This is a genomic window from Streptomyces sp. WAC05374 (genome assembly GCF_004353505.1).
Taxonomy (GTDB): domain Bacteria; phylum Actinomycetota; class Actinomycetes; order Streptomycetales; family Streptomycetaceae; genus Streptomyces.
This window is the reverse complement of the sequence record NZ_SMNQ01000011.1, coordinates 90,670-112,639: the sequence shown is the minus strand read 5'-3', so window position 1 is coordinate 112,639 and position 21,970 is coordinate 90,670. Positions and strand designations below refer to the sequence as shown.

The following is a 21,970-nucleotide window of genomic DNA, read 5'->3' as shown; positions in this document are numbered from 1 at the left end:
CGCCGAGGGGCCCGGTTCCACTGACGGAACCGGGCCCCTCGGCGTACGGCGCTCACGCCCCCGCGAGGACCTCCGCGGCCGCGACCCCGCACACCCGCGCCGCGCCGTGCGTGGCGATGTGCGGCGCCCCGCGCGGCGGCGCCTGGTTCACGCCCATCTCAACGACCGCCGTGTCCGGGCGCACCGCCAGCAGCGCGTCCAGCGCGCCCGCCATCCACGGGTGGCGGTGGGCGTCCCGTACGACCGCGACGATCCGCCGCTCCCCCGCGTCGCGCAGCACCCGCTCCACGGCCGTGTCGGAGGCGTACGCCCCCGTCGTCGTCCCCGGCAGGAGCCGTGCCAGCTCGGGGCCGACGCCCCAGGGGGTCTCGTCACCGACGGCGATGTTGGCGACCGGGGTGAACGCGGCGACATGGGCGGGCCCGGTGAAGGGCTCCCGCGCCCCGGTGACCCGCAGCGCGCGCCGCGCGGCCACCAGGCCGATGCCGGTGCCGGGCGCGGTCCCCTCCTCTGAAGCCGCGCCCGGCTCCGCCTGGGCCCCCCTGGCCCGGTGCGCCTGGGTCCACGACACCAGCGCGCGCACCCGCGCGGCCGCGTCGGCCAGCCGCTCCTCGGACAGTTCGCCGGTCCGTACCGCGTCCACCAGCGCGTCGCGCAGGCGCAGTACGGTCTCCTCGTCGGCCAGGCCGCCGCCGACGCACAGGGCGTCGGCGCCCGCGGCGATCGCGAGGACGGAGCCGCGCTCGATGCCGTACGTCGAGGCGATGGCCTGCATCTCCATGCCGTCGGTGACGATCAGGCCCTCGAAGCCCAGCTCCTGGCGCAGCAGACCGGTGAGGATCTGCGGGCTCAGGGTCGCCGGGCGGTCCGGGTCGAGCGCGGGAAGCAGGATATGCGCGCTCATCACCGATTTGGAACCCGCGGCGATGGCGGCGCGGAAAGGTACCAGCTCACGCGCGTGGAGTGTGTCGAGGTCCACATCGACGCGGGGCATCGCGAGGTGCGAGTCGACGTTGGTGTCGCCGTGCCCGGGGAAGTGCTTGGTGCAGGCGGCGACGCCGGCGTCCTGGAGCCCCTCGACGTAGGCCACGGTGTGGCGCGCGACGAGTTCGGGGTCGGCGCCGAAGGACCGTACGCCGATGACGGGGTTGTCCGGGTCGGAGTTGACGTCCGCGGAGGGCGCCCAGTTGAAGTCGACGCCGCAGGCGGCGAGCCGGCGGCCCAGTTCGGCGGCGACGGCCCGGGTCAGGCCGGTGTCGTCGACCGCGCCGAGCGCGAGGTTGCCCGGGAAGGACGAGCCGGTGTGCACCTCCAGGCGGGTGACGTCGCCGCCCTCCTCGTCGATCGCGACGAGGACGTCGTCCCGCTCGGCCCGCAGCCGGGCGGTGAGCGCCGCGAGCTGCCCCGGCGTGGAGATGTTGCGCCCGAACAGGCCCACCGACATCAGCCCCTCGCCGATGCGGCGCAGCAGCCAGTCGGGGGCGGTGGTGCCGGTGAAGCCGGGCTGGAGGACGGCGAGGGCGTCCCGGGTGAGGGAGCCGGAGGAGGTGTCCCGTACGAGTGTCGTCATGAGGGGCGTTATCCCTTCACTGCGCCGGCGGTCATGCCGCCGACGGCCCGGCGCTGGAGGAACAGGAAGACGATGAGGACCGGGAGGGCGAAGAGCGAGGAGGCGGCCATGGTGGCGCCCCAGTCGCTGCCGAAGGCCGTCTGGAACTGGGTCAGCCACAGCGGGAGGGTCTGCGCGGCCTTGTCCTTGTTGAGGATCAGGACCATCGCGAACTCGTTCCAGGCGGTGATGAAGCCGAAGAGCGAGGTGGACATCAGGCCGGGGGCGAGGAGCGGGAAGATCACCTTGCGGAACGCCTGGCCCCGGGTGCAGCCGTCGATCTGGGCGGCCTCCTCCAGCTCCACCGGGACGGCGGCGATGAAGCCGCGCAGGGTCCAGATGGTGAAGGGGAGCACCATGACGAAGTAGATGGCGGTCAGCAGCGGGATGCTGTTCAGCATGTCGCCGTCGCGGGCGATCATGTACATCACGATGACCATGACCTCCCAGGGCGCCATCTGGGCCATCATCACGCCCAGGACCAGGCCCTTGCGGCCGCGGAACGTCATCCGGGCGATGGCGAAGCTCGCCGCCAGGGCGACCACCAGGGCGAGGAGCACGGCGCCGACGGTGACGGTGAGGCTGTTGGCCACGTACGTCCAGAACAGGTCGACGCCGGTGGCGGTCGGGTAGTTCTCGAACGTCGGCGTGAAGACGAAGACCGGGTCCTTGGTGAGGATCTCGGACTGCGGCTTCAGCGAGGAGCTGAGCATCCAGTAGACGGGGAAGACGAACAGCACGGCCAGGACCAGCGCGGTGAGGTTCTTGGCGACCGTCCCGGGCCGCAGCGGCTTCCTCCGGCGGAGGACCTGGGGGGCGGGGGCCGGGGTGCGGGTGGTGGTGCTCACTGCTCCTCCTCCTGCTTCAGGATCAGGCGGAAGTAGAAGGACATGGCCGCGATCAGCATCACGATGGTCAGGACGGAGATGGCGGCGGCGACGCCGTAGTGGAACTGCCCCTGGCCCTCGATGTAGGCGAAGACGGGCAGGGTCTCGGAGCCGCGGTCGGGGCCGCCGAGGTTCATGGCGTACACCTGCGCGAACGCCTTGAAGATCCAGATGATCTCCAGGAACGTGGTGATCAGGAAGAACGGCTTGAGGTTGGGGAAGACCACGGACCAGAAGGTGCGCCAGCCGTTCGCGCCGTCCATCTTGGCGGCCTCGTACAGCTCGGTGCCGACGGTGGTGAGGGCCGCGTACATGTTGAGCGCGACGAACGGGATCGAACCCCACACCAGCAGGATCATGACGATCACGAGGGTGGAGAAGCCGGTCTCGAACCAGTTGTGCTGCTCGTAGCCGGCGAAGCCGAGGGTGCGCAGCAGCCAGTTGACGACGCCGAACTGCTCGTCGAACAGCCACCGGAAGACGGTGACGGAGGCGACGATCGGCATGGCCCAGGCGAGCATCAGCGACAGCGAGAGCACCAGCCGCATCTTCGTGCCGAGCCGGTTGAGCAGCAGGCCGATCAGGGTGCCCGCGATCATGATCGTGACGACGTTGGCGGCCGTGAAGACGACGCTGCGGACCACGACGGTCCAGAACTCCGAGTCGCCCAGGAGCTGGGTGTAGTTCTCGACGCCGATCCACTCGGGCTTACGGGTGATCAGTTCCCGCCGGCCGACCTGCTGGAAGGAGAGGATCACATTGCGGACCAGCGGATAGAGCAGCAGCACCGCCATGGAGAGCAGGGCGGGGGCTATCAGCAGGTAGGGCAGCACCCCGCGGGGCAGGGAGCGTCTGCCGCGAGGAGGGTGGAGGACTGGGTTCGGGCCGGTCGGGGGCGGCGGGGTCCTCGACTCCCCTGCCGCCTTCCCGGGCGCGTCCTGAGCAGCGGTGCTCACCGCTCCCTGGGAGTCCACGGTCATGGTCTTCTTCCTCGCGGTTCTGGGCTGACCGGGTCATGACCCGGTGGTGCGGCCGGCGTGGGGTTGCCGGTCGCACCACCGGGCGGCTGTGACGACCGCCGCGGACCGCACCCCTGGGGCGGCCCGCGGCGACGCGGCTACTGCTGGTTGACGCGCTCGGTGATCACCTTGTCGGCCGCCTCGCCGGCCTTCTTGGCGTCCTCACCCTTCAGGACCTTGGTCATGTAGTCCTTGATGGGGTTCGGGGCGGTCTCGACGTTCGCCCAGCCCGGGGTCACCGGGGTGATCTTGCCGACGGACGCGGCCTGGGCCATCGCCTCGGCGAACGAACCGGCGGCGGGCTTGAACTGCGCCGCGTCGTTGTTCGGCAGCAGCGCGCCCTGGGTGGCCTCGGCGTACTTGGCCATGTGCTCCTTGCCGGCCGCCAGGGCCAGCCACTCCTTGGCCAGGTCCTTGTTCTGCGAGCGCTCGGACACCGCGAGGTTCGAGCCGCCGAAGAAGACCGAGCCGGGCTTGTCGGCCGTCTTGCCGGGGATCGGGAAGTAGCCGAAGTCGGCGGTCTTGCCTGCCTTCTTCATCGCGTCGATCGCGCCGCCGGCCTCCCAGCCGAGGCCGATCCAGGACGCGACGCCGCCCTTGGGGACGATGTCGGTGGACTGCTGCGGGGTCGCCTCGTCCTTGTCCTTCGGAGCGGTCGAGTACGACTGCAGCTCCTTGTAGAAGTTCATGGCGGCCACGGCCTCGGGGGAGGACAGGCTGCCCTTCCACTTGTCGCCGTCCTTGACGGCCAGGTCGCCGCCCTCGTCCCACACGAAGCCCGCGTAGACGTACCAGCTCTGGCCGGGCAGGTAGATGGGCTGCGACTTGGGGTCGGACGCCTTGAGCTTCTTCAGGCCCTCGATCCACTCGGCGCGGGTCTTCGGCGGGGTCACCCCGGCCTTCTTGAAGGCGGCCTTGTCGTAGACGACGACGCGGTTGGCGGCGTACCAGGGGGCGGAGTAGAGCTTCCCGTCCAGCTCGTTGGAGGCGAGCATGCCCTTGTTCCAGCCTTCGGCACCGAGCTTGGCCTTGTCCTCGGTCAGGTCGGCGAGGCCGCCCGTCGCGGCGTAGCCGGCGGTCTGGGTGTTGCCGAGCTCCAGGACGTCCGGCGGGGCGTCCTCGGAGAGGGCCGTGGTGACCTTCTCCTGGATGCCGTTCCACTGCTGGATCTCGACCTTGACCTTGACGCCCTTGTGCTTGGCCTCGAACTCCTTGTTGACGTTCTTGATCCACGCGTCGGGAGCCGAGCCGTCCATCACCCAGACGGTCAGGGTCTTGTTGCCACCGGCGTCGGTGCCGCCCCCCTTGCCGTCGTCCGAGCCACACGCGGCAATGCCGACCATCATGCCCGCGACGCCTATCGCCGCGATGAGCTTGCGCTTCACGCCACCCTCCTCAGGGATGCCTGCAAACCCTGCCCCCACCGCGAAGCCATACCGGTGTACTGCCCGTGCTGCCCGTGGGACTGGGACCTGATCGTTAATGGTTTAGACCAGTAACCCGGAGCTTGGCCTAGACCTTTAGGGGTGTCAAGGGTGTATAAGAAGGGCAGTCGGGTCCGTTACCGGACCGACACCTGAGGGAGGGCGACGACCCGTGACCGGTCCGTGCCACCATGTGAGCCGCAAGGGACGGAGGAGCCGGTGACGGCAGCAGCACAGGAGTCGGGAAGGCGGGTCATGACCACGGATGGGGGCGGCACCGAGACCGAGGGCGGGAGCGCCACCCGCACCGCGCGCGTGCCCAAGTACTACCGGCTCAAGCGGCACCTGCTGGACATGACGGAGACCATGCCCCCGGGCACGCCGGTACCGCCGGAGCGCACGCTCGCCGCCGAGTTCGACACCTCGCGCACGACCGTGCGCCAGGCCCTCCAGGAGCTGGTGGTCGAGGGCCGCCTGGAGCGCATCCAGGGCAAGGGCACGTTCGTCGCCAAGCCCAAGGTCTCGCAGGCGCTCCAGCTCACCTCGTACACCGAGGACATGCGCGCCCAGGGCCTGGAGCCCACCTCGCAGCTCCTGGACATCGGGTACGTGACGGCCGACGACACCCTCGCCGGGCTGCTCGACATCTCGCCGGGCGGGCGGGTGCTGCGCATCGAGCGGCTCCGCCTGGCCAGCGGCGAGCCGATGGCCATCGAGACCACGCACCTGTCCGCCAAGCGCTTCCCGGCGCTGCGGCGGTCGCTGGTGAAGTACACCTCGCTGTACACGGCGCTGGCGGAGGTGTACGACGTCCACCTCGCCGAGGCGGAGGAGACGATCGAGACCTCGCTGGCCACGCCCAGGGAGGCGGGCCTGCTCGGTACGGACGTGGGCCTGCCGATGCTGATGCTCTCCCGCCACTCGCTGGACGGGAACGGCGAACCGGTCGAGTGGGTCCGCTCGGTGTACCGCGGCGACCGCTACAAGTTCGTGGCGAGGCTCAAGCGGCCGAACGGCTGAGGGCGCGAGCACCCGGGTCGAGCGCAAAGCGTTGCCGTACCGATATGCGGACGGGGGGTGACGCTGCGCGAAACCCTCCCCTAGATTGCCTGCCCATTACAGGTGATCAGTGAGGGGACGTGCACCATGCCAGAGCCGTCGGCACCACCCAACTCTCCACGGACGGGCCTCACTCCGCGGTCCATCGTCATCTGGTCGCTGGTGGCCCTCGCGGGGGCGGCCGGCTGGGCCGTGCTCGCGCTCTCGCGCGGCGAGGAGATCTCGGCCGCCTGGATGCTCGCGGCGGCGCTCGGCTCGTACGCCATCGCCTACCGCTTCTACTCCCGCTTCATCGCGAACCGGGTGCTCAAGGTCGACAAGACCCGCGCCACCCCCGCCGAGCGGCTCGACAACGGTGTCGACTTCCACCCCACCGACCGCCGGGTGCTGTTCGGCCACCACTTCGCGGCGGTCGCCGGCGCGGGCCCGCTGGTGGGACCGGTCCTCGCCGCGCAGATGGGCTACCTGCCGGGCACCATCTGGATCATCGTCGGCGTGATCTTCGCCGGTGCCGTCCAGGACATGGTGACGCTGTTCTTCTCCACCCGCCGCGACGGCCGTTCGCTCGGCCAGATGGCCCGGGACGAGATCGGGCCCTTCGGCGGGGCGGCCGCGCTGATCGCGGTCTTCGCCATCATGATCATTCTGCTGGCCGTGCTGGCGCTGGTCATCGTCAACGCCCTGGCGCACTCGCCCTGGGGCGTGTTCTCCATCGGCATGACCATCCCGATCGCCCTCTTCATGGGCGTCTACCTGCGGGTGCTGCGGCCCGGCCGGGTCACCGAGGTGTCGGTCATCGGCGTCGCCCTGCTGCTGCTGGCCATCGTCGCGGGCGGCTGGGTCGCCGAGTCGTCCCTCGCCGACACCTTCACCCTGGAGCCGGGCACCCTGGTCGTCTGGATGGTCGTGTACGGCTTCCTCGCCTCGGTCCTGCCGGTCTGGCTGCTGCTCGCCCCGCGCGACTACCTGTCGACCTTCATGAAGGTCGGCACGATCGCGCTGCTCGCCGCTGGTGTCTTCCTCGCCCTGCCGACCCTCAAGATGCCCGCGGTCACCGACTTCGCCGGCCGCGGCGACGGTCCGGTCTTCGCCGGCTCGATGTTCCCGTTCGTCTTCATCACCATCGCGTGCGGCGCCCTGTCCGGCTTCCACTCCCTGGTCTCCTCGGGCACCACCCCGAAGATGGTCCAGAAGGAGACCCAGATCCGGATGATCGGGTACGGGTCCATGCTGACCGAGTCGTTCGTCGCCGTGATGGCGATGATCGCGGCCTGCATCATCGACCCCGGCCTCTTCTTCGCGGTCAACTCCCCCGCCGGCGTGGTGGGCACGACCGTGCAGTCGGCCGCCGAAGCCGTCTCCAACTTCGGCTTCACCATCTCCCCCGACCAGCTCGCGCAGGCCGCGGCGGACGTCGAGGAGGCGTCGCTGCTGTCCCGCACCGGCGGGGCTCCGACCTTCGCGCTCGGTATGTCGGAGATCTTCTCGGCGGTGTTCGGCGGCGCCACCATGAAGGCGTTCTGGTACCACTTCGCCATCATGTTCGAGGCGTTGTTCATCCTGACGACGCTGGACGCCGGCACCCGCGTGGGCCGCTTCATGCTCCAGGACACGCTCGGCAACGTCTACAAGCCCTTCAAGCAGGTGAGCTGGAAGCCGGGCGTCTGGTTCGCCAGCGCGGTCGTCGTCGGCGGCTGGGGCTACTTCCTGTGGGTGGGCGTGCACGACCCGCTGGGCGGCATCAACCAGCTCTTCCCGCTGTTCGGCATCGCCAACCAGCTCCTGGCCGCGGTCGCCCTGGCCGTCTGCACCACCCTGCTGGTCAAGTCGGGCCGCCTGAAGTGGGCGTGGGTGACGGCCGTGCCGCTCGCCTGGGACGTGGCGGTCACGCTCACCGCGAGCTGGCAGAAGATCTTCTCCGACGACCCCCGGGTGGGCTTCTTCGCCCAGCGGGACAAGTACCAGGCGGGCATCGACTCCGGGCAGGTGCTGCCGCCCGCCAAGTCGATGGACGACATGCACACCGTCGTCACCAACTCCACGGTCGACGGCGTCCTGTCCGCCCTTTTCGCCCTGCTCATCATCGTGGTGATCGCCGACGCTGGCCGGGTCTGCTTCAAGGCCGTCGCCGATCCGGCCGGTGTGAAGCTCTCCGAGGTCCCGTACACCCCGTCCAGGCTCGTCGCCCCGGCCGGGCTGTTCCCCACGGCGGAGGAGAAGGCGGAACTGGTCGCGGCCGGGGTCGGCCCCGAGGGCGGCATCCGCAAGGAGGGCGGCAGCGGCGACGAGGTGCCGGCCGGGACCGGCTCCCGGTGAGCGCCGCGGTGACCGCACGGCCGGGCGGCAAGCTGCGACGGGCCGTCAGGTGGGTGCGCTGGTACGTCCGGGAGGTGTCCGGCGAGGCCGCGTACGACGCGTACGTCGCCCACGCCCGGCGGTGCGACCCGGACGCCGTGGTGATGACCCGGCGCGAGTTCGAGCGCCGGCGCACCGAGGCGCGGGAGGCGGACCCCCGCGACGGGTTCCGCTGCTGCTGAGCGGGTGACCGCACGACGGGCCGCCGCACTTCCGGGGACGGAAATGCGGCGGCCCGTCGCCGTACCGCCCCACACTCGGACCATGGACATCACCATCAGGGCGGTACGGCCCGAGGAACACGGCACGCTCGCCGGCATCACGGCCCAGGCGTACCTCGGGGACGGGCTCCTGGCCTTCGGCGAGAGCGACGAGTACCTGATCGAGCTGCGGGACGTGGCCCGGCGGGCCGCCGGGGCCGAGGTGCTCGTGGCCGTGGAGCGGGACGAACGGGTGCTGGGCGGGGTGACGTTCGTCGCGGACGGCGGCGGGCCGTGGGCGGAGCTGTCCCGTGCCGGGGAGGCGGAGCTGCGGATGCTGGCGGTGGCCCGGGAGGAGCGGTGCCGGGGCGCGGGCGAGGCGCTGGTACGGGCGTGCGTGGAGCGGGCGCGGGCGGTGGAGGGGTGCCGGAGGCTGGTGCTGTCCACGCAGGCGTCCATGCGGGCGGCGCACCGGCTCCATGAGCGGCTGGGGTTCCTCCGGACCCCCGAGAGGGACTGGCAGCCCGTCCCGGGCGTGACCCTCCGCACGTACGCGCTCCCCCTCTGACGCCGCGACCGACACAACATGTGGGGGGTGGTTCAACTCGCGCCCCCCACATGTATGCTCGTCCTCGCTGTCGCCGCAGGGGAATCCGGTGGAAATCCGGAACTGTCCCGCAACGGTGTGTTGGTGTGCCTTCGCGCATGTACGAGTCCGAAGACCTGCCGGCAGCGCGCCCGGACCGTCCGGCCCGGGTGCCCAGACGTCCGGGCCTCGCGGAGTGGGCCGGTGGACGCGGTGCCATGCGCCCCTGTGCCCGGGCGTGCCCGCTCCCCTGCCCGCGACCGCGGCGGCCCCGAGCCGAGCGAGGGAGAGCCCCCACGTGACCATCGCGCCTGCCGATCCGGTTTCCGCGGTCGAGAGCGACGGAAGCGACGGACCCGGGACCGTGCTGCTGCGGACCCTGACCGACCTCACCGCCGATCTGCCCGACACCGACCCCGGCCGGGTCGCCGCGGCCGCGCTGCGGGGCCGGCACGCCGGTTCGGACGCGGCGGAGCTGCGCGAGCTCGCCACCGAGGCGGCCGCCGGGCTGATCGCCGAGGACCCCGCGTACTCCCGGCTCGCGGCGCGGCTGCTGACCCGGACCATCGCGGAGGAGGCGGCGGGCCAGGGGGCGGTGTCGTTCTCGGCGTCGGTGGCCGTGGGGCACCGGGAGGGTCTGATCGCGGACCGTACGGCCGCGTTCGTCGAGGTCCACGCCGACCGGATGGACGCGCTGATCGACCCGGCCGCCGACGACCGGTTCGGCTACTTCGGGCTGCGCACGCTGTACTCGCGCTACCTGCTGCGGCACCCCCTCACGCGCAAGGTGATCGAGACGCCGCAGCACTTCATGCTGCGGGTGGCGGCCGGGCTGGCGGAGGACGACACCGTCCGGGCGCTGGACGAGGTGGCGGCGCTGTACGGGCTGATGAGCCGGCTGGACTACCTGCCCTCCTCCCCCACCCTGTTCAACTCCGGTACGCGCCACCCGCAGATGTCGTCGTGCTACCTGCTGGACTCGCCGCTGGACGAGCTGGACTCCATCTACGACCGCTACCACCAGGTGGCACGGCTGTCGAAGCACGCGGGCGGCATCGGCCTGTCGTACTCCCGCATCCGGGCGCGCGGCTCGCTGATCCGCGGCACCAACGGGCACTCCAACGGCATCGTGCCGTTCCTGAAGACGCTGGACGCCTCGGTGGCGGCCGTGAACCAGGGCGGGCGGCGCAAGGGCGCGGCCGCGGTGTACCTGGAGACGTGGCACGCGGACATCGAGGAGTTCCTGGAGCTGCGCGACAACACGGGTGAGGAGGCGCGGCGTACGCACAACCTGAACCTGGCGCACTGGATCCCGGACGAGTTCATGCGGCGGGTGAACGCCGACGCCGAGTGGTCGCTGTTCTCGCCGGCCGACGTGCCGGAGCTGGTCGACCTGTGGGGCGAGGAGTTCGACGCCGCCTACCGCGCCGCCGAGGCGAAGGGGCTGGCCCGCAAGACCCTGCCGGCCCGTGACCTGTACGGGCGGATGATGCGGACGCTCGCGCAGACCGGCAACGGCTGGATGACCTTCAAGGACGCCTCGAACCGTACGGCCAACCAGACGGCCGAGCCGGGCCACACGGTCCACTCGTCCAACCTGTGCACCGAGATCCTGGAGGTCACGGACGACGGCGAGACGGCCGTGTGCAACCTCGGTTCGGTCAACCTCGGCGCGTTCGTCTCCGGTGGCGACATCGACTGGGAGCGGCTGGACGACACCGTCGCCACGGCCGTGACGTTCCTCGACCGGGTCGTCGACATCAACTTCTACCCGACCGAGCAGGCCGGGCGGTCCAACGCCAAGTGGCGGCCCGTCGGCCTGGGCGTGATGGGCCTCCAGGACGTCTTCTTCCAGCTCGGGCTGCCCTTCGACTCCCCCGCGGCGCGTGCCCTGTCGACCCGGATCGCCGAGCGGATCATGCTCGCCGCGTACGAGGCGTCCGCCGGCCTCGCCGAGCGCAACGGCCCGCTGCCCGCCTGGGAGAAGACCCGCACGGCGCGCGGGGTGCTGCACCCGGACCACTACGGCGTGGAGCTCCACTGGCCCGAGCGGTGGGAGGCGCTGCGCGCCCGGATCGCCGAGGTCGGCCTGCGCAACTCGCTGCTCCTCGCCATCGCGCCGACCGCGACGATCGCGTCGATCGCGGGCGTGTACGAGTGCATCGAGCCGCAGGTGTCGAACCTGTTCAAGCGCGAGACGCTGTCGGGCGAGTTCCTCCAGGTCAACTCCTACCTGGTGCAGGAGCTGAAGCGGCTGGGCGTGTGGGACGCGCAGACCCGTGAGGCGCTGCGCGAGTCCAGCGGCTCGGTGCAGGGCTTCACCTGGATTCCGGCCGAGGTGCGTGAGCTGTACCGGACGGCGTGGGAGATCCCGCAGCGCGGCCTGATCGACATGGCGGCGGCCCGTACGCCGTTCCTGGACCAGTCGCAGTCGCTGAACCTGTTCATGGAGACGCCGACCATCGGCAAGCTGTCGTCGATGTACGCGTACGCCTGGAAGCAGGGTCTGAAGACGACGTACTACCTGCGCTCGCGCCCGGCGACCCGGATCGCCCGCGCCGCGTCCGCGGCCCCCGCCCTCCCCGTCCAGCAGGTGTCCGAGCCCGACGCCGTCGCCTGCTCCCTTGAGAACCCCGAGTCCTGCGAGGCCTGCCAGTAATGACCACTTCCGCCGAAAAGAACCTCCTCGACCCGGGCTTCGAGCTGACCCTGCGCCCGATGCGCTACCCGGACTTCTACGAGCGCTACCGGGACGCCATCAAGAACACCTGGACCGTGGAGGAGGTCGACCTCCACTCCGACGTCGCCGACCTGGCCAAGCTGACGCCGGGCGAACAGCACCTGATCGGGCGGCTGGTTGCGTTCTTCGCGACGGGCGACTCGATCGTGGCGAACAACCTGGTGCTGACGCTCTACAAGCACATCAACTCCCCCGAGGCGCGGCTGTACCTGTCGCGGCAGCTCTTCGAGGAGGCCGTGCACGTCCAGTTCTATCTGACGCTGCTGGACACCTACCTGCCCGACCCCGAGGACCGCGCGGCCGCGTTCGCCGCCGTGGAGAACATCCCCTCCATCCGGGAGAAGGCGCAGTTCTGCTTCCGCTGGATGGACTCCGTGGAGAAGATCGACCGGCTGGAGACGAAGGCGGACCGCCGGCGCTTCCTGCTGAACCTGATCTGCTTCGCCGCCTGCATCGAGGGGCTGTTCTTCTACGGCGCGTTCGCCTACGTGTACTGGTTCCGCTCGCGCGGTCTGCTGCACGGCCTGGCGACCGGCACCAACTGGGTGTTCCGGGACGAGACGATGCACATGAACTTCGCGTTCGAGGTGGTCGACACCGTCCGCAAGGAGGAGCCGGACCTCTTCGACGACGAGCTCCAGCAGCAGGTCACCGACATGCTGAAGGAGGCCGTGGCGGCGGAGCTGCAGTTCGGCCGCGACCTGTGCGGTGACGGCCTGCCGGGCATGAACACCGAGTCGATGCGCCAGTACCTGGAGTGCGTGGCCGACCAGCGCCTGACGCGCCTGGGCTTCGCCCCGGTGTACGGCTCGGAGAACCCGTTCGCGTTCATGGAGCTCCAGGGCGTGCAGGAGCTGACGAACTTCTTCGAGCGCCGGGTGTCGGCCTACCAGGTGGCGGTGGAGGGTTCGGTCGACCTCGACGAGGACTTCTGAACCCTCCCCGCTCGCCGGGGCCGCCTCAGATGCCGCAGCTCGGCGCGGACCAGTAGCGGGTGGCGCGGTGGTCGACGTGGGTGTGGTCGTCGTGCCCGGGGTAGCCGGGGCCGAGGATGCCGTTGAAGCCGTGGTTGCGGGCCTGCTGGGCCAGCTTGCACAGGGAGTGCGGGCCCGCACCCAGGTCGGCGGCGTCCCCGTACAGGTGGCGGCTGCCGGACGCCCCGCCGACCGCGTCGTTGCAGGCGTGCGAGCGGAAGCCGCTGGTCACGGTGATGGGCTGGTCGCCGAGCGCGTGGCGCATGGCCTCCAGCTTCCACATGGTGCGCAGCGCGTTGGCCTTGGCGGTGGCGGCGTCCACCGCCCCGCCGGCCCAGGTGGTGTTGCAGTCGTTCAGTTCGCCGTAGCTGAAGTGGACGGGTGTGCAGTCGTCGTCCTGGAGGGCGTAGAGCTTGCTGAAGGTGGCGGACCCGGCGATGCCGTCCGCGGTGAGGCCGTACGCGGCCTGGAAGCGCTTGACCGCCGCCGTGGTCGCCGGGCCGTAGGAGCCGTCGACGGCGAGGACGCCGCCGTAGCCGGGGTAGCCGGCGACCCTTATCTGGAGCTGGGTCACGTCCGCGCCGGACGCGCCCTGGGACAGGGTGCGCGACCAGGTGTAGCAGCCGTCCGCGTGCGCGGCGGTGGCGGTGGCGACCACACCGGTCACCGATGCAGCCATGAGCATGACAATCGACAGCAGGAGTCGTGCGGTACGTCCGAGCATCGAGCCTCCATCTCCGAGAGGAACGCCGCCCACGAGCCTGGCCGGGAGGTCCACGCGCGTCAACACCGCACGGGCACCCGTCATTCGTCGGCCCATTGGCGGTCACGCGAAGGCCCCGTCCCGGTCACCGGGACGGGGCCTTCCGCGCGAGGCTCAGTCGTTCGCGACGACCGGGTAGCGCGGCGTGCCCTCGGCCATCTGCTTCAGCGCGTCCTTGCGGTCGCGCTTCGAGAGCCGGTCGATGTACAGGTACCCGTACAGGTGGTCCGTCTCGTGCTGGAGGCAGCGGGCGAAGTACCCGGTGCCCCGCACCCTGATGGGGTTGCCCTGGACGTCCTGGCCGCGCACCACCGCGTAGTCGGGCCGCGCCAGCGAGGCGTACGCGCCCGGCACGGACAGGCAGCCCTCGTTGGAGTCGTCCAGGACGCGCCCCTCCACCGGCAGCTCCTCCAGCACCGGGTTGCAGACCACGCCCACGTGCCGGACGCCCTCGTCGTCCATGCAGTCGTAGACGAAGACCTTCAGGTCGACACCGATCTGGTTGGCGGCCAGGCCCACGCCCTCCGCCGTCCGCTGGCTGGCGAACATGTCGTCCACGAGCCGCGCCAGCTCGTCGTCGAACGCGGTGACGTCCTTGCACTCCTTGTGCAGCACCGGGTTGCCGACCACCGTGATCGGGCGGGAGGTGCCGCGCTCGCGGTACGCGCGCTCGCGCTCCTCGCAGTCCTCCGTGTCGACGATGAAGCCCTCGTCGTCGACCTGCTGAGCCGTCTCCTGCTGCGCCATGTCCGCTTCTGCGCCTTCCCTCGGTACCCGATGCTGCGCCGCGCCCGTACAGCACGCCGCGTTGTGCCCGTACAGCCTACGGGCCGCCGGTGACAGGGGTCAGCAGACTTCCTCGAGATCCCGCCACTCACGGCTGTCCGGGCTGTCCGCCACCCAGCCGTCCAGCAGCCCCCGCACCAGCCCGGCGGGCGCCGCGATGCCGCACTCGCGCTCCGGCACCCACAGCTCGCCCGGCGACCGGTGACCCAGCGGACCCGGATGCCCCGGCTCACTGTGGTCGTGCGGGTCCAGGTGCTCGCCCTCGCCCTCGGCGCTGGGCATCCGCGACTCCGAGCACGCCCGGCACAGCAGCCGGACCGACGACGACCAGTCCTCGGCGGCGAAACCGGCGTCGGCCGCCAGCCGCTCCAGGGCGTCCCGGTCGTCCTCGGTGGCCGCCTCCAGCAGCACCACCCAGGTCGGCACGGGCGACGGTGCCCACAGTTCGATCTCGTCGAACACGGGGAAGCTGTGCCCCGCCGATGTCGTCCGCTCTCCGTTGGGCACCCCGTCGTGCAGCACGACCTCGCCCCAGCGCCGCCCCGAGGAGGGCAGCGGGATGGAGAGCACCTCCATCCGGGCCGGGTCCAGCCGTCGGCCCCACACCACCTCGGCCTCGCCCTCCGGCGACAGCCGTACGGCGGCGCTGCCCAGCTCCATCCCGGTCGGCTCCCCGCCCGCCGCGGCCGCTCCGGGCACCTTCAGCCCGTACGCCTGCCAGGCGCGGCGGGCCAGCGGCCAGTCCTGGAGCGCGGTGGCGGCGATCCCGACGTTCCACCAGTCGGGCGCCCCGGTCTCCTTGTCGAGCAGGGCGACCGCCCGCAGCCCCGCCGTGCGCGCCTGCTCCCAGTCGTGCCGGAACTTGTGCAGGAGCGCCAGATTGAACCAGGACTCCGAGAGCCAGGGCTCCAGGTCCGCCGCACGCGTCAGCAACGCGCCCGCGTCCTCGTACCGCCCGTCCCCGATCAGCGTGAACGCGCGGTCGGTGGCCTGCCGCCACGAGGCGGAGGGCCGATGCCGTACCTTCCCGAAGATCCTCACGATTCCCGCCTGCCGGTCTGCCGGTCGCTGAAGGTCTCTGCCCCCGGACACCCTCTTGTTCGCATCCAACCATGCCGGGTCGCACGCCCGCTCATTACCCATGGGTTACCCAGGGGCCGGGCCCGTGACGCCGCCGCGCGCGAGGACTCTGGCGAGTGACTCCACCACTTTCGGGTGATAGTCCCGCGCGGTGCCCAGTCGCAGCCGCTCCAGCGCGCGCAGCGCCCGGTCCGGGTGCTCCCCGCCTTCCCGGGACAGCTCGTCGTACGCGTTCACCGCCCGGACGATGCGCGCCGGCAGCGGCTGCTCGCGGTACGGGTCGGCCTGGCGCTCCACCACGACCGCGACGGCCGCCGGGGCGCCGGTCTGGCGCACCACGGCGCCGCCGAGCAGGGCGATACGGCGCTGCTCGGCCTCCGGGAGGCGGACCGTGGCCCCTTCCGGTACGGGATCGACCAGGGAAAGCTGTCCGATGTCGTGCATCAGTGCGGCGTACTCCAGAACGGTCAGATCGGGCCCGGACAGTCCCAGCTCGCGCCCGACGGCGCGGCTGAGCGCCGCCACCCGGTGGGCGTGTCCGGGCGACGTGTACCCGGCGATCTCGGTGGCACGCGCCAGGGAGGCGATGGTCTGGCGGTACGTGTCGCGGACGGCGGCGTACCGGCGGAAGGAGAGCTGGGCGAGCAGCAGCGGTACGCAGAAGACGGGCAGCGCCCACAGGCCGGCGACGGCCACGGCCAGGGCGATCACGACCCCGGTGGCGCACACGGCGGAGCCGATGCCGAGCAGGGCGTGCAGCTCGCCGCGGAGGAGCGGCCCGTAGGGGTGACCGGTGCGGGCGCGCACCAGCAGGGCCGCCAGCACCGCGTCGCACAGGGCGGTCAGGACCAGGAGCAGCAGCAGGAACAGGGCGTAGCCCGGCCCCCGCCCGACGGTCCTGATCAGCTCGCCCGAGTTGTACAGGGGCTGGAAGCAGACGGCGGCGAAGGCGACCGTGAGCACCCGGCGGGTCACGTGGTCGCACGCCGGCCCCTGCCCCCGGGCGATTCTCGGTACGGCGCCGACCAGGGCGCCCGCGACGACGACGGCGACGATCTGGGCGACACCGTGGGTGGTGGGCCGGCCGGCGGACTCGCCCAGCAGGGCGTACGCGAGGGCTCCGGCGGCCGCGAGGGGGGCGGGCTCCCTCTCGCCCCGCCGGGCGCCCCAGCGGGCGAGTTCGCCGACCGTGATCAGGAGGCCGAAGGCGAGCGCGGTCCCCGGCTCGGCGATCCCGTGCCACAGGGTCAGGCCGAGCCCGGCCGCCGCGACGGTGGCGGCGGCGGTGCGCAGCAGCACGGCCGTCCCGCGCGGCACTCCCGCGCGGCCCGCCGGCGGCCGTGGCGGGCGGGCGCTCACCGGCCGCCGCCCCGGGCGGGGCCGTGGCCGGTGGCCGGGCGGCGCCCCGCCGGGACGTTTCCGCGCGGGCGGGCCGGGGTCTCGGGGCGCACACCCGCCCGGGCCCCGGGGGCGGGGGCGGTACCGGATGCGGGGGCGGGGGCGGCCACGGTGGGGGGCTCGTCGGCGGTGACCGGTGTGCCCCAGCCGTGCCGGTCGAGCGCGCGGACCAGGGCGCGGACCATCCGGGGGTCGAACTGGCGCCCCGCGCACCGCTCCAGCTCCGCCACCGCGGTCGCCACGGGCCTGGCCCTGCGGTAGGAGCGGGTCGAGGTCATCGCGTCGAACGCGTCCGCGACGGCGACCACCCGCGCTGCCTCCGGGATGCGGTCGCCGCTCAGCCCGTAGGGGTATCCGCTGCCGTCCATCCGCTCGTGGTGGTGGAGGATCGCCTCCCGCGCCTCGCCCAGGAACCCGATGCCGCGCACGATCTCGTGCCCGTACTCGGGGTGCAGCTCGATCACCCGCCGCTCCTCCGGCGTCAGCGGCCCGTCCTTGCGCAGGACCCGCGTCGGAACGCCCAGCTTGCCGACGTCGTGCAGGATGCCGGCGAACCGGATCACGTCCAGCCGGGCCTCGTCCATGCCCAGTTCACGGGCGATGAGCACCGAGGCGTGACCGACCCGTTCACTGTGGCCCCGGGTGTAGGCGTCCTTGATGTCGACGGCCTGGACGAGCGCCCGGACGGTGGCCTGGTGGGCGGCGTGCTCGCGGTGGTACTGGGCGTACATCCAGCAGGAGACGTACATGGGCAGCATGACGAACAGGGCCGCGGGCCAGCCGTACGGGCTGCGCCACAGCACGGCCATCATCAGCCCGACGAGTCCGTGCACGGCGTGCGGGGCGAGTGCGCGGGGCAGCAGTCCGCGCCAGGCGGCGCGCACCGGCACCCGTTCGGCGGTGGCCAGGATGCCGCCGTCGAGGGCGGTGACCACCAGGCAGAAGGCGAGCGCGGCGGCGCCGGCCGGCAGCAGTACGGACGGGAAGGCGCAGGCGGCGACCCCGGCGGGCCCGCCGAGCAGTACGGAGGTGTGCGCGGCCGCCCAGGTGGCGAGGGCGAGCTGCGCGGCGCGCCAGATCCGGCGCGGCGTGGCGGGCCGCCGCTCGACGCGGGAGACCAGCGCGCCCGGCACGGCGGCGAGGGCGGCCGCGGGCGGCGGCAGCAGCAGGGCGGCGGCGAGCAGCACGGGAAAGAACGATCCGGCACCGACCGGAACGGACTCGGAGCCGAGCATCCTGCCGAGGAGGGGGCAGCGGGCGGGCCACTCGCACAGGGCGTAGAGCGCGGCGAGGAGGGCGAGGGCGCGCCAGGGGGTCTGGGCGCCGGGCGTGAGTGCCGGGAGCGCGCACACGACGGCGCACGAGACGGCTCCGGCGATGTACGCGCGCGCCGCTGCCGGAATGCCCACCACCGTCTCCCCGCAGTCCCGTCGAGTCCCCTGTCGGCCAAGGCCAAGGCCAAGTGGACCGTCAGGCTAACGAGTTGGCCGCGGCGTGGCGGCTGGACAAAGCCGATTAGCACCTTCGGGTGATGAGAGGCATATGGCCCGGAAAATGGAGAAGGGGCGCGCCGCGTACGCACGCGACGCACCCCGTGGGACGCGCGTCTACTCCTGGGTCGCGGCCGTCACGTCGTGGTCGGGCACGGTCTCCCCCGACCGGATCAGTTCGATCCGGCCCATGACCTTGGCCCGCAGGTCCGACGGGACGTCGTCGTGTCCGCAGCACCGCTTGACCAGCTTCTTCACGGCCTGTTCCAGCCCGTACTTCTCCAGGCACGGGGAGCACTCCTCGAAGTGCACCTCGAACTTGGTGCAGTCACTGTCGGGCATCTCGCGGTCGAGGAACTCATAGAGGTGGTCCAGGACCTCCGAGCAGTCCGTCTCGTGCGGCTCTCCGCAGCTCATGAGCCCGAGCCTTTCCCGTTGTTCGACGACTCTCCGGCGCCCGCGGGAACCAGCCCGCGTTCGCGGGCGTAGTCCTCGAGCATGCCGCGCAGTTGGCGGCGCCCACGGTGCAGTCGGGACATCACCGTGCCGATGGGTGTACCCATGATGTCCGCGATCTCCTTGTACGCAAAGCCCTCGACATCGGCCAGGTAGACGGCGATGCGGAACTCCTCGGGGATGGCCTGGAGGGCTTCCTTCACGTCGGAGTCGGGCAGGTGGTCCAGCGCCTGGGACTCGGCCGACCGCAGACCGGTGGACATGTGCGACTCCGCGCGGGCGAGCTGCCAGTCCTCGATCTCCTCGGCGGCGCTGCGCTGCGGCTCGCGCTGCTTCTTGCGGTAGGAGTTGATGAAGGTGTTGGTGAGGATGCGGTACAGCCACGCCTTGAGGTTGGTGCCCTCACGGAACTGGTGGAACGACCCGTACGCCTTCGCGTACGTCTCCTGCACCAGGTCCTCGGCGTCCGCGGGGTTGCGCGTCATGCGCAGCGCCGCCGAGTACATCTGGTCGAGGTACTCGAGGGCGTCCCGCTCGAAGCGGGCGTTGCGCTCGGCCGTGGTCTCCTCGTGGCCGTCGTCGGTCCCTGTGTCGGTCCCAGTGACCGGACCCACCTCCTCCAGCGCTGCGGCGGCGAGACCGAGTGCGGACCCGCTCGAATCGGAGAATAGTCGACCTTCCGGGGACAGGTCCTGCCGATTCTTCCCGCCCGGAGCACGGCCCGTCAGGCCAGGGGCGGTCCTGGCCGCCGGCAGCACGGTCCAGTCCAGCTCAGTGGCGGACTGCGACCGGCTCGGGCAGATGGTCGAACCCATGCGACGGACTCCCTCTCCTGGCTCTTCTCTCTCACCGACGCTCGTCACAACACCGGGTGGGCCGTCCGTCATTCCCGCAGCGCCCGGGTCCATGCCACGACCGCCCCGGTGATCACCTCCAGCGCCTGTTCCTGGGTCACGGGCGCCCGCTTGGGCACGGCGAACCCGTGGTCGCCGAACGGCACCTCGACCAGCTCGTGCTCGCCGGCGGGGAACTCCTCCGGCCTGCCGAACGGGTCGTTGCCGCCCTGGACCACGAGCGTGGGCACCCCGGCGCCCAGCAGCTCGTCCGCCCGGGAGCTCTCGGGCCTGCCGGGCGGGTGGAGCGGGAACGACAGGGCGAGCACGGCGTGGGCGCCCAGCTCCCGGGCGGTGCGGCAGGCCACCCGGGCGCCGGCGCTGCGGCCGCCGGCCACCACGGGCGGGCCGGCCGCGCGCAGCGCCGGCCACAGGTCGCGCCAGCCCTCGTCGAGCCGCTTGGGCGCGGGGGCCAGCTTCTTGCCGGCGACCCGCCAGGGCTGCTCGACCAGCGCGACGGTCACCCCGGTGGCGGGCAGGGCCGCGGCGAGCGCCCGGAGGTCGCGGGCCTCGACGCCGCCTCCGGCGCCGTGGCCGAGGGCCAGGACGAGACGGGCGGCGCCGTCCGCCGCGTACCAGGTGATGCGGGCGTCCCCGAGGCCGGTCGGAACGGTTTCGGTGGTGGTCACGCGGCCATCCTGCCGTGCGCCGGGGTCAGAAGAGCGTCGCCTCCTCGGGGGCGGCGATTTCCTCGCGCAGCTCGGGGCCGTTGTTGCGGACGTTGCTGACGGCGGTGGCGACCGGGTGGGCGCGCATCAGCCCGGCGGGCGGCGGGCCGAGCAGGGAGCGCAGGTCGTCCGGGTCGGTGCGGGCGGGATCCAGCCAGGCGTCCCACCGGTCGGGGGTCAGCATCAGCGGCATGCGCGGATGGATGTCGGCCAGCGAGCGGGGGCCCTCGGCCGGGGCCACGCCGAGCGGATCGGTGTCGGCGTCGGTGGTGATCACCGAGCAGGTGGCCCACCACGCCCTGGGGTGGTCCGCCGGCAGGGTGGGGTCGCGCCAGAACTCGTACAGCCCGGCCATGGCGAAGACCGACCCGTCGGCGGGGGTGACGAAGTACGGCTGCTTGCGGGGCCGCTTCTTCCTGCCCTGCTCCTCCAGCTCCCGCTCGGCGGCGCCGGTGACCCACTCGTAGTAGCCGTCGGCGGGGAGGATGCACCGGCGGCTGGTGAACGCCTGCCGGAAGGACGGCTTCTCGTGGACCGTCTCCGCGCGGGCGTTGATCATGCGGGCGGCGCCCTCCGGGGACTTCGACCAGGACGGCACGAGGCCCCACTTCAGCACGCGGAGCTGCCGAACCGGACGGCGGTGATCCGCGTCCTTGTCCTTGAGGGGGCGCTCGAGGACCGCGTACACCTCTTTGGTCGGGGCCACGTTCCAGTCGGGGGCCAGGGTCTCCCGCGGCTCCCACTTCTCTATCCCGAACAGTCCGGTCAGGTCCTCGGGCCCACGACTCGCCGCATAACGTCCGCACATACTTGCCCACATTGCCACGTGCCACCGACACCATAAGGAGCCGTCCGAGAAATGGCCAGCACCGACATCCTCGGTACCCAGCCCGCCCCGGACCTGTGGCTCGTCGCCGTCACCGCCGCGGCCGCCCTCGCCGTGACCGCCCCGTACCGGGTGTGGCGCGTCTCGCGCAACGCCATCACCATCGCCCACGAGGGCGGCCACGGGCTGATCGCGCTGGTCACGGGCCGCCGCCTCGACGGCATCCGGCTGCACTCGGACACCAGCGGCCTGACCGTCAGCCGGGGGAAGCCCACCGGTCTGGGCATGATCCTGACGGCCGCCGCCGGCTACACCGCCCCCTCCCTGCTCGGCCTCGGCGGCGCCTGGCTGCTGGCCGCGCACCGGATCACCCTGCTGCTGTGGATCGCCACGGCCCTGCTGCTGGCCATGCTGGTGATGATCCGCAACGCGTACGGGGCGCTCACCGTCGTCGTGACGGGTGCGGCGTTCCTGCTGGTGTCCTGGCTCACGGGGCCGGACGTCCAGTCGGCCTTCGCGTACGGCGCGGTGTGGTTCCTGCTGGTGGGCGGGGTACGCCCGGTGTTCGAGCTCCAGGCGAAGCGGCGGCGCGGCGGGGCGCCCGACTCGGACGCCGACCAGCTCTCGCGGCTCACGCACGTGCCGGCGGCACTGTGGCTGTTCCTCTTCCACGCGGTCTCGCTCTGCTCGCTGATCGGCGGCGGCCGCTGGCTGCTCGGCCTGTGACGTGCGGGCGCGGCCGCGCGCCCGTCCGTGC

Annotated in this window: 20 protein-coding genes and 1 riboswitch; of the genes, 7 read left to right on the top strand and 13 right to left on the bottom strand. The window is 71.9% G+C overall.

The genetic code is table 11. The annotated features are described in order from the left end of the window. Nucleotides 1–52: 52 nt before the first annotated feature. From E2B92_RS21210 to E2B92_RS21195, 4 genes are all read right to left on the bottom strand, one after another. Complete coding sequence (locus tag E2B92_RS21210) at nt 53–1,570, bottom strand: glycoside hydrolase family 3 protein (protein ID WP_126883776.1); 1,518 nt, start codon at nt 1,568–1,570, stop codon at nt 53–55. An 8-nt stretch (nt 1,571–1,578) separates the two neighbouring features. Next, complete coding sequence (locus tag E2B92_RS21205) at nt 1,579–2,397, bottom strand: carbohydrate ABC transporter permease (protein ID WP_126883810.1); 819 nt, start codon at nt 2,395–2,397, stop codon at nt 1,579–1,581. Between the two features lie 56 nt (nt 2,398–2,453). After that, on the bottom strand, nt 2,454–3,476 hold the full coding sequence (locus E2B92_RS21200; RefSeq protein ID WP_126883775.1) for a carbohydrate ABC transporter permease: 1,023 nt from the start codon (nt 3,474–3,476) through the stop codon (nt 2,454–2,456). Between the two features lie 137 nt (nt 3,477–3,613). Then, on the bottom strand, nt 3,614–4,900 hold the full coding sequence (locus tag E2B92_RS21195; protein WP_126883774.1) for an extracellular solute-binding protein: 1,287 nt from the start codon (nt 4,898–4,900) through the stop codon (nt 3,614–3,616). Between the two features lie 294 nt (nt 4,901–5,194). On the opposite strand from E2B92_RS21195, the gene E2B92_RS21190 reads away from it, so the two are divergent. The 6 genes from E2B92_RS21190 to E2B92_RS21165 all read left to right on the top strand — a co-directional run bounded on the left by E2B92_RS21190 (nt 5,195) and on the right by E2B92_RS21165 (nt 12,814). Beyond that, nucleotides 5,195–5,959: a GntR family transcriptional regulator gene (locus tag E2B92_RS21190; protein WP_126883773.1), complete on the top strand. Its 765-nt coding sequence runs from the start codon at nt 5,195–5,197 to the stop codon at nt 5,957–5,959. Between the two features lie 126 nt (nt 5,960–6,085). Next, the gene (locus tag E2B92_RS21185; RefSeq protein ID WP_126883772.1) at nt 6,086–8,314 is read left to right on the top strand and encodes a carbon starvation CstA family protein; all 2,229 of its coding nucleotides are present in this window, start codon (nt 6,086–6,088) and stop codon (nt 8,312–8,314) included. Between the two features lie 8 nt (nt 8,315–8,322). Continuing rightward, nucleotides 8,323–8,535: a CstA-like transporter-associated (seleno)protein gene (locus E2B92_RS21180; RefSeq protein ID WP_126883771.1), complete on the top strand. Its 213-nt coding sequence runs from the start codon at nt 8,323–8,325 to the stop codon at nt 8,533–8,535. Between the two features lie 82 nt (nt 8,536–8,617). Further along, complete coding sequence (locus tag E2B92_RS21175; RefSeq protein WP_126883770.1) at nt 8,618–9,121, top strand: GNAT family N-acetyltransferase; 504 nt, start codon at nt 8,618–8,620, stop codon at nt 9,119–9,121. Between the two features lie 54 nt (nt 9,122–9,175). Then, a riboswitch (cobalamin riboswitch) is annotated at nt 9,176–9,298 on the top strand. A gap of 139 nt (nt 9,299–9,437) precedes the next feature. After that, the gene (locus E2B92_RS21170) at nt 9,438–11,798 is read left to right on the top strand and encodes a ribonucleoside-diphosphate reductase subunit alpha (protein WP_126883769.1); all 2,361 of its coding nucleotides are present in this window, start codon (nt 9,438–9,440) and stop codon (nt 11,796–11,798) included. Continuing rightward, the gene (locus E2B92_RS21165) at nt 11,798–12,814 is read left to right on the top strand and encodes a ribonucleotide-diphosphate reductase subunit beta (protein ID WP_126883768.1); all 1,017 of its coding nucleotides are present in this window, start codon (nt 11,798–11,800) and stop codon (nt 12,812–12,814) included. The genes E2B92_RS21170 and E2B92_RS21165 overlap by 1 nt, the downstream gene beginning before the upstream one ends. Nucleotides 12,815–12,839: 25 nt before the next feature. On the opposite strand, the gene E2B92_RS21160 is transcribed toward E2B92_RS21165, so the two are convergent. The 9 genes from E2B92_RS21160 to E2B92_RS21120 form a co-directional block, all read right to left on the bottom strand. Further along, nucleotides 12,840–13,577, bottom strand: a complete 738-nt coding sequence (locus E2B92_RS21160; RefSeq protein ID WP_126883767.1) for a D-Ala-D-Ala carboxypeptidase family metallohydrolase — start codon at nt 13,575–13,577, stop codon at nt 12,840–12,842. A 153-nt stretch (nt 13,578–13,730) separates the two neighbouring features. Then, nucleotides 13,731–14,363 carry a peptide deformylase gene (gene def / locus E2B92_RS21155; RefSeq protein WP_126883766.1) on the bottom strand — a complete coding sequence of 211 codons (633 nt, stop codon included), beginning with the start codon at nt 14,361–14,363 and terminating at the stop codon, nt 13,731–13,733. A 99-nt stretch (nt 14,364–14,462) separates the two neighbouring features. Then, nucleotides 14,463–15,443, bottom strand: a complete 981-nt coding sequence (locus tag E2B92_RS21150) for a tetratricopeptide repeat protein (protein ID WP_126883765.1) — start codon at nt 15,441–15,443, stop codon at nt 14,463–14,465. Between the two features lie 105 nt (nt 15,444–15,548). Further along, entirely contained in the window at nt 15,549–16,841 is a 1,293-nt protein-coding gene (locus E2B92_RS21145) for an HD-GYP domain-containing protein (protein ID WP_399430989.1), read from the bottom strand. Then, nucleotides 16,838–18,292, bottom strand: a complete 1,455-nt coding sequence (locus tag E2B92_RS21140) for an HD-GYP domain-containing protein (RefSeq protein ID WP_133087641.1) — start codon at nt 18,290–18,292, stop codon at nt 16,838–16,840. The genes E2B92_RS21145 and E2B92_RS21140 overlap by 4 nt, the downstream gene beginning before the upstream one ends. A gap of 195 nt (nt 18,293–18,487) precedes the next feature. Then, nucleotides 18,488–18,787, bottom strand: a complete 300-nt coding sequence (gene rsrA, locus E2B92_RS21135) for a mycothiol system anti-sigma-R factor (RefSeq protein ID WP_126888367.1) — start codon at nt 18,785–18,787, stop codon at nt 18,488–18,490. Further along, the gene (locus tag E2B92_RS21130) at nt 18,784–19,440 is read right to left on the bottom strand and encodes a sigma-70 family RNA polymerase sigma factor (protein WP_198944053.1); all 657 of its coding nucleotides are present in this window, start codon (nt 19,438–19,440) and stop codon (nt 18,784–18,786) included. Before E2B92_RS21130 ends, rsrA begins: the two co-directional genes overlap by 4 nt. A 269-nt stretch (nt 19,441–19,709) precedes the next feature. Further along, entirely contained in the window at nt 19,710–20,348 is a 639-nt protein-coding gene (locus E2B92_RS21125; protein WP_126888365.1) for an alpha/beta hydrolase family protein, read from the bottom strand. Nucleotides 20,349–20,373: 25 nt separating this feature from the next. Next, nucleotides 20,374–21,195: an SOS response-associated peptidase gene (locus E2B92_RS21120; RefSeq protein ID WP_126888364.1), complete on the bottom strand. Its 822-nt coding sequence runs from the start codon at nt 21,193–21,195 to the stop codon at nt 20,374–20,376. A 51-nt stretch (nt 21,196–21,246) separates the two neighbouring features. Between E2B92_RS21120 and E2B92_RS21115 the strand changes: the two genes are divergently transcribed. Further along, the gene (locus E2B92_RS21115; RefSeq protein ID WP_126888363.1) at nt 21,247–21,939 is read left to right on the top strand and encodes a M50 family metallopeptidase; all 693 of its coding nucleotides are present in this window, start codon (nt 21,247–21,249) and stop codon (nt 21,937–21,939) included. Nucleotides 21,940–21,970: the final 31 nt, after the last annotated feature.

What these genes read in the sequence shown, in the direction of transcription:
- def (WP_126883766.1), bottom strand. Translation starts at nt 14,363, where the DNA reads ATGGCGCAGCAGGAGACGGCTCAGCAGGTCGACGACGAGGGCTTCATC.
- E2B92_RS21190 (WP_126883773.1), top strand. Translation starts at nt 5,195, where the DNA reads ATGACCACGGATGGGGGCGGCACCGAGACCGAGGGCGGGAGCGCCACC.
- E2B92_RS21165 (WP_126883768.1), top strand. Translation starts at nt 11,798, where the DNA reads ATGACCACTTCCGCCGAAAAGAACCTCCTCGACCCGGGCTTCGAGCTG.
- E2B92_RS21175 (WP_126883770.1), top strand. Translation starts at nt 8,618, where the DNA reads ATGGACATCACCATCAGGGCGGTACGGCCCGAGGAACACGGCACGCTC.
- rsrA (WP_126888367.1), bottom strand. Translation starts at nt 18,787, where the DNA reads ATGAGCTGCGGAGAGCCGCACGAGACGGACTGCTCGGAGGTCCTGGAC.
- E2B92_RS21115 (WP_126888363.1), top strand. Translation starts at nt 21,247, where the DNA reads ATGGCCAGCACCGACATCCTCGGTACCCAGCCCGCCCCGGACCTGTGG.
- E2B92_RS21160 (WP_126883767.1), bottom strand. Translation starts at nt 13,577, where the DNA reads ATGCTCGGACGTACCGCACGACTCCTGCTGTCGATTGTCATGCTCATG.
- E2B92_RS21185 (WP_126883772.1), top strand. Translation starts at nt 6,086, where the DNA reads ATGCCAGAGCCGTCGGCACCACCCAACTCTCCACGGACGGGCCTCACT.
- E2B92_RS21210 (WP_126883776.1), bottom strand. Translation starts at nt 1,570, where the DNA reads ATGACGACACTCGTACGGGACACCTCCTCCGGCTCCCTCACCCGGGAC.
- E2B92_RS21200 (WP_126883775.1), bottom strand. Translation starts at nt 3,476, where the DNA reads ATGACCGTGGACTCCCAGGGAGCGGTGAGCACCGCTGCTCAGGACGCG.
- E2B92_RS21120 (WP_126888364.1), bottom strand. Translation starts at nt 21,195, where the DNA reads ATGTGCGGACGTTATGCGGCGAGTCGTGGGCCCGAGGACCTGACCGGA.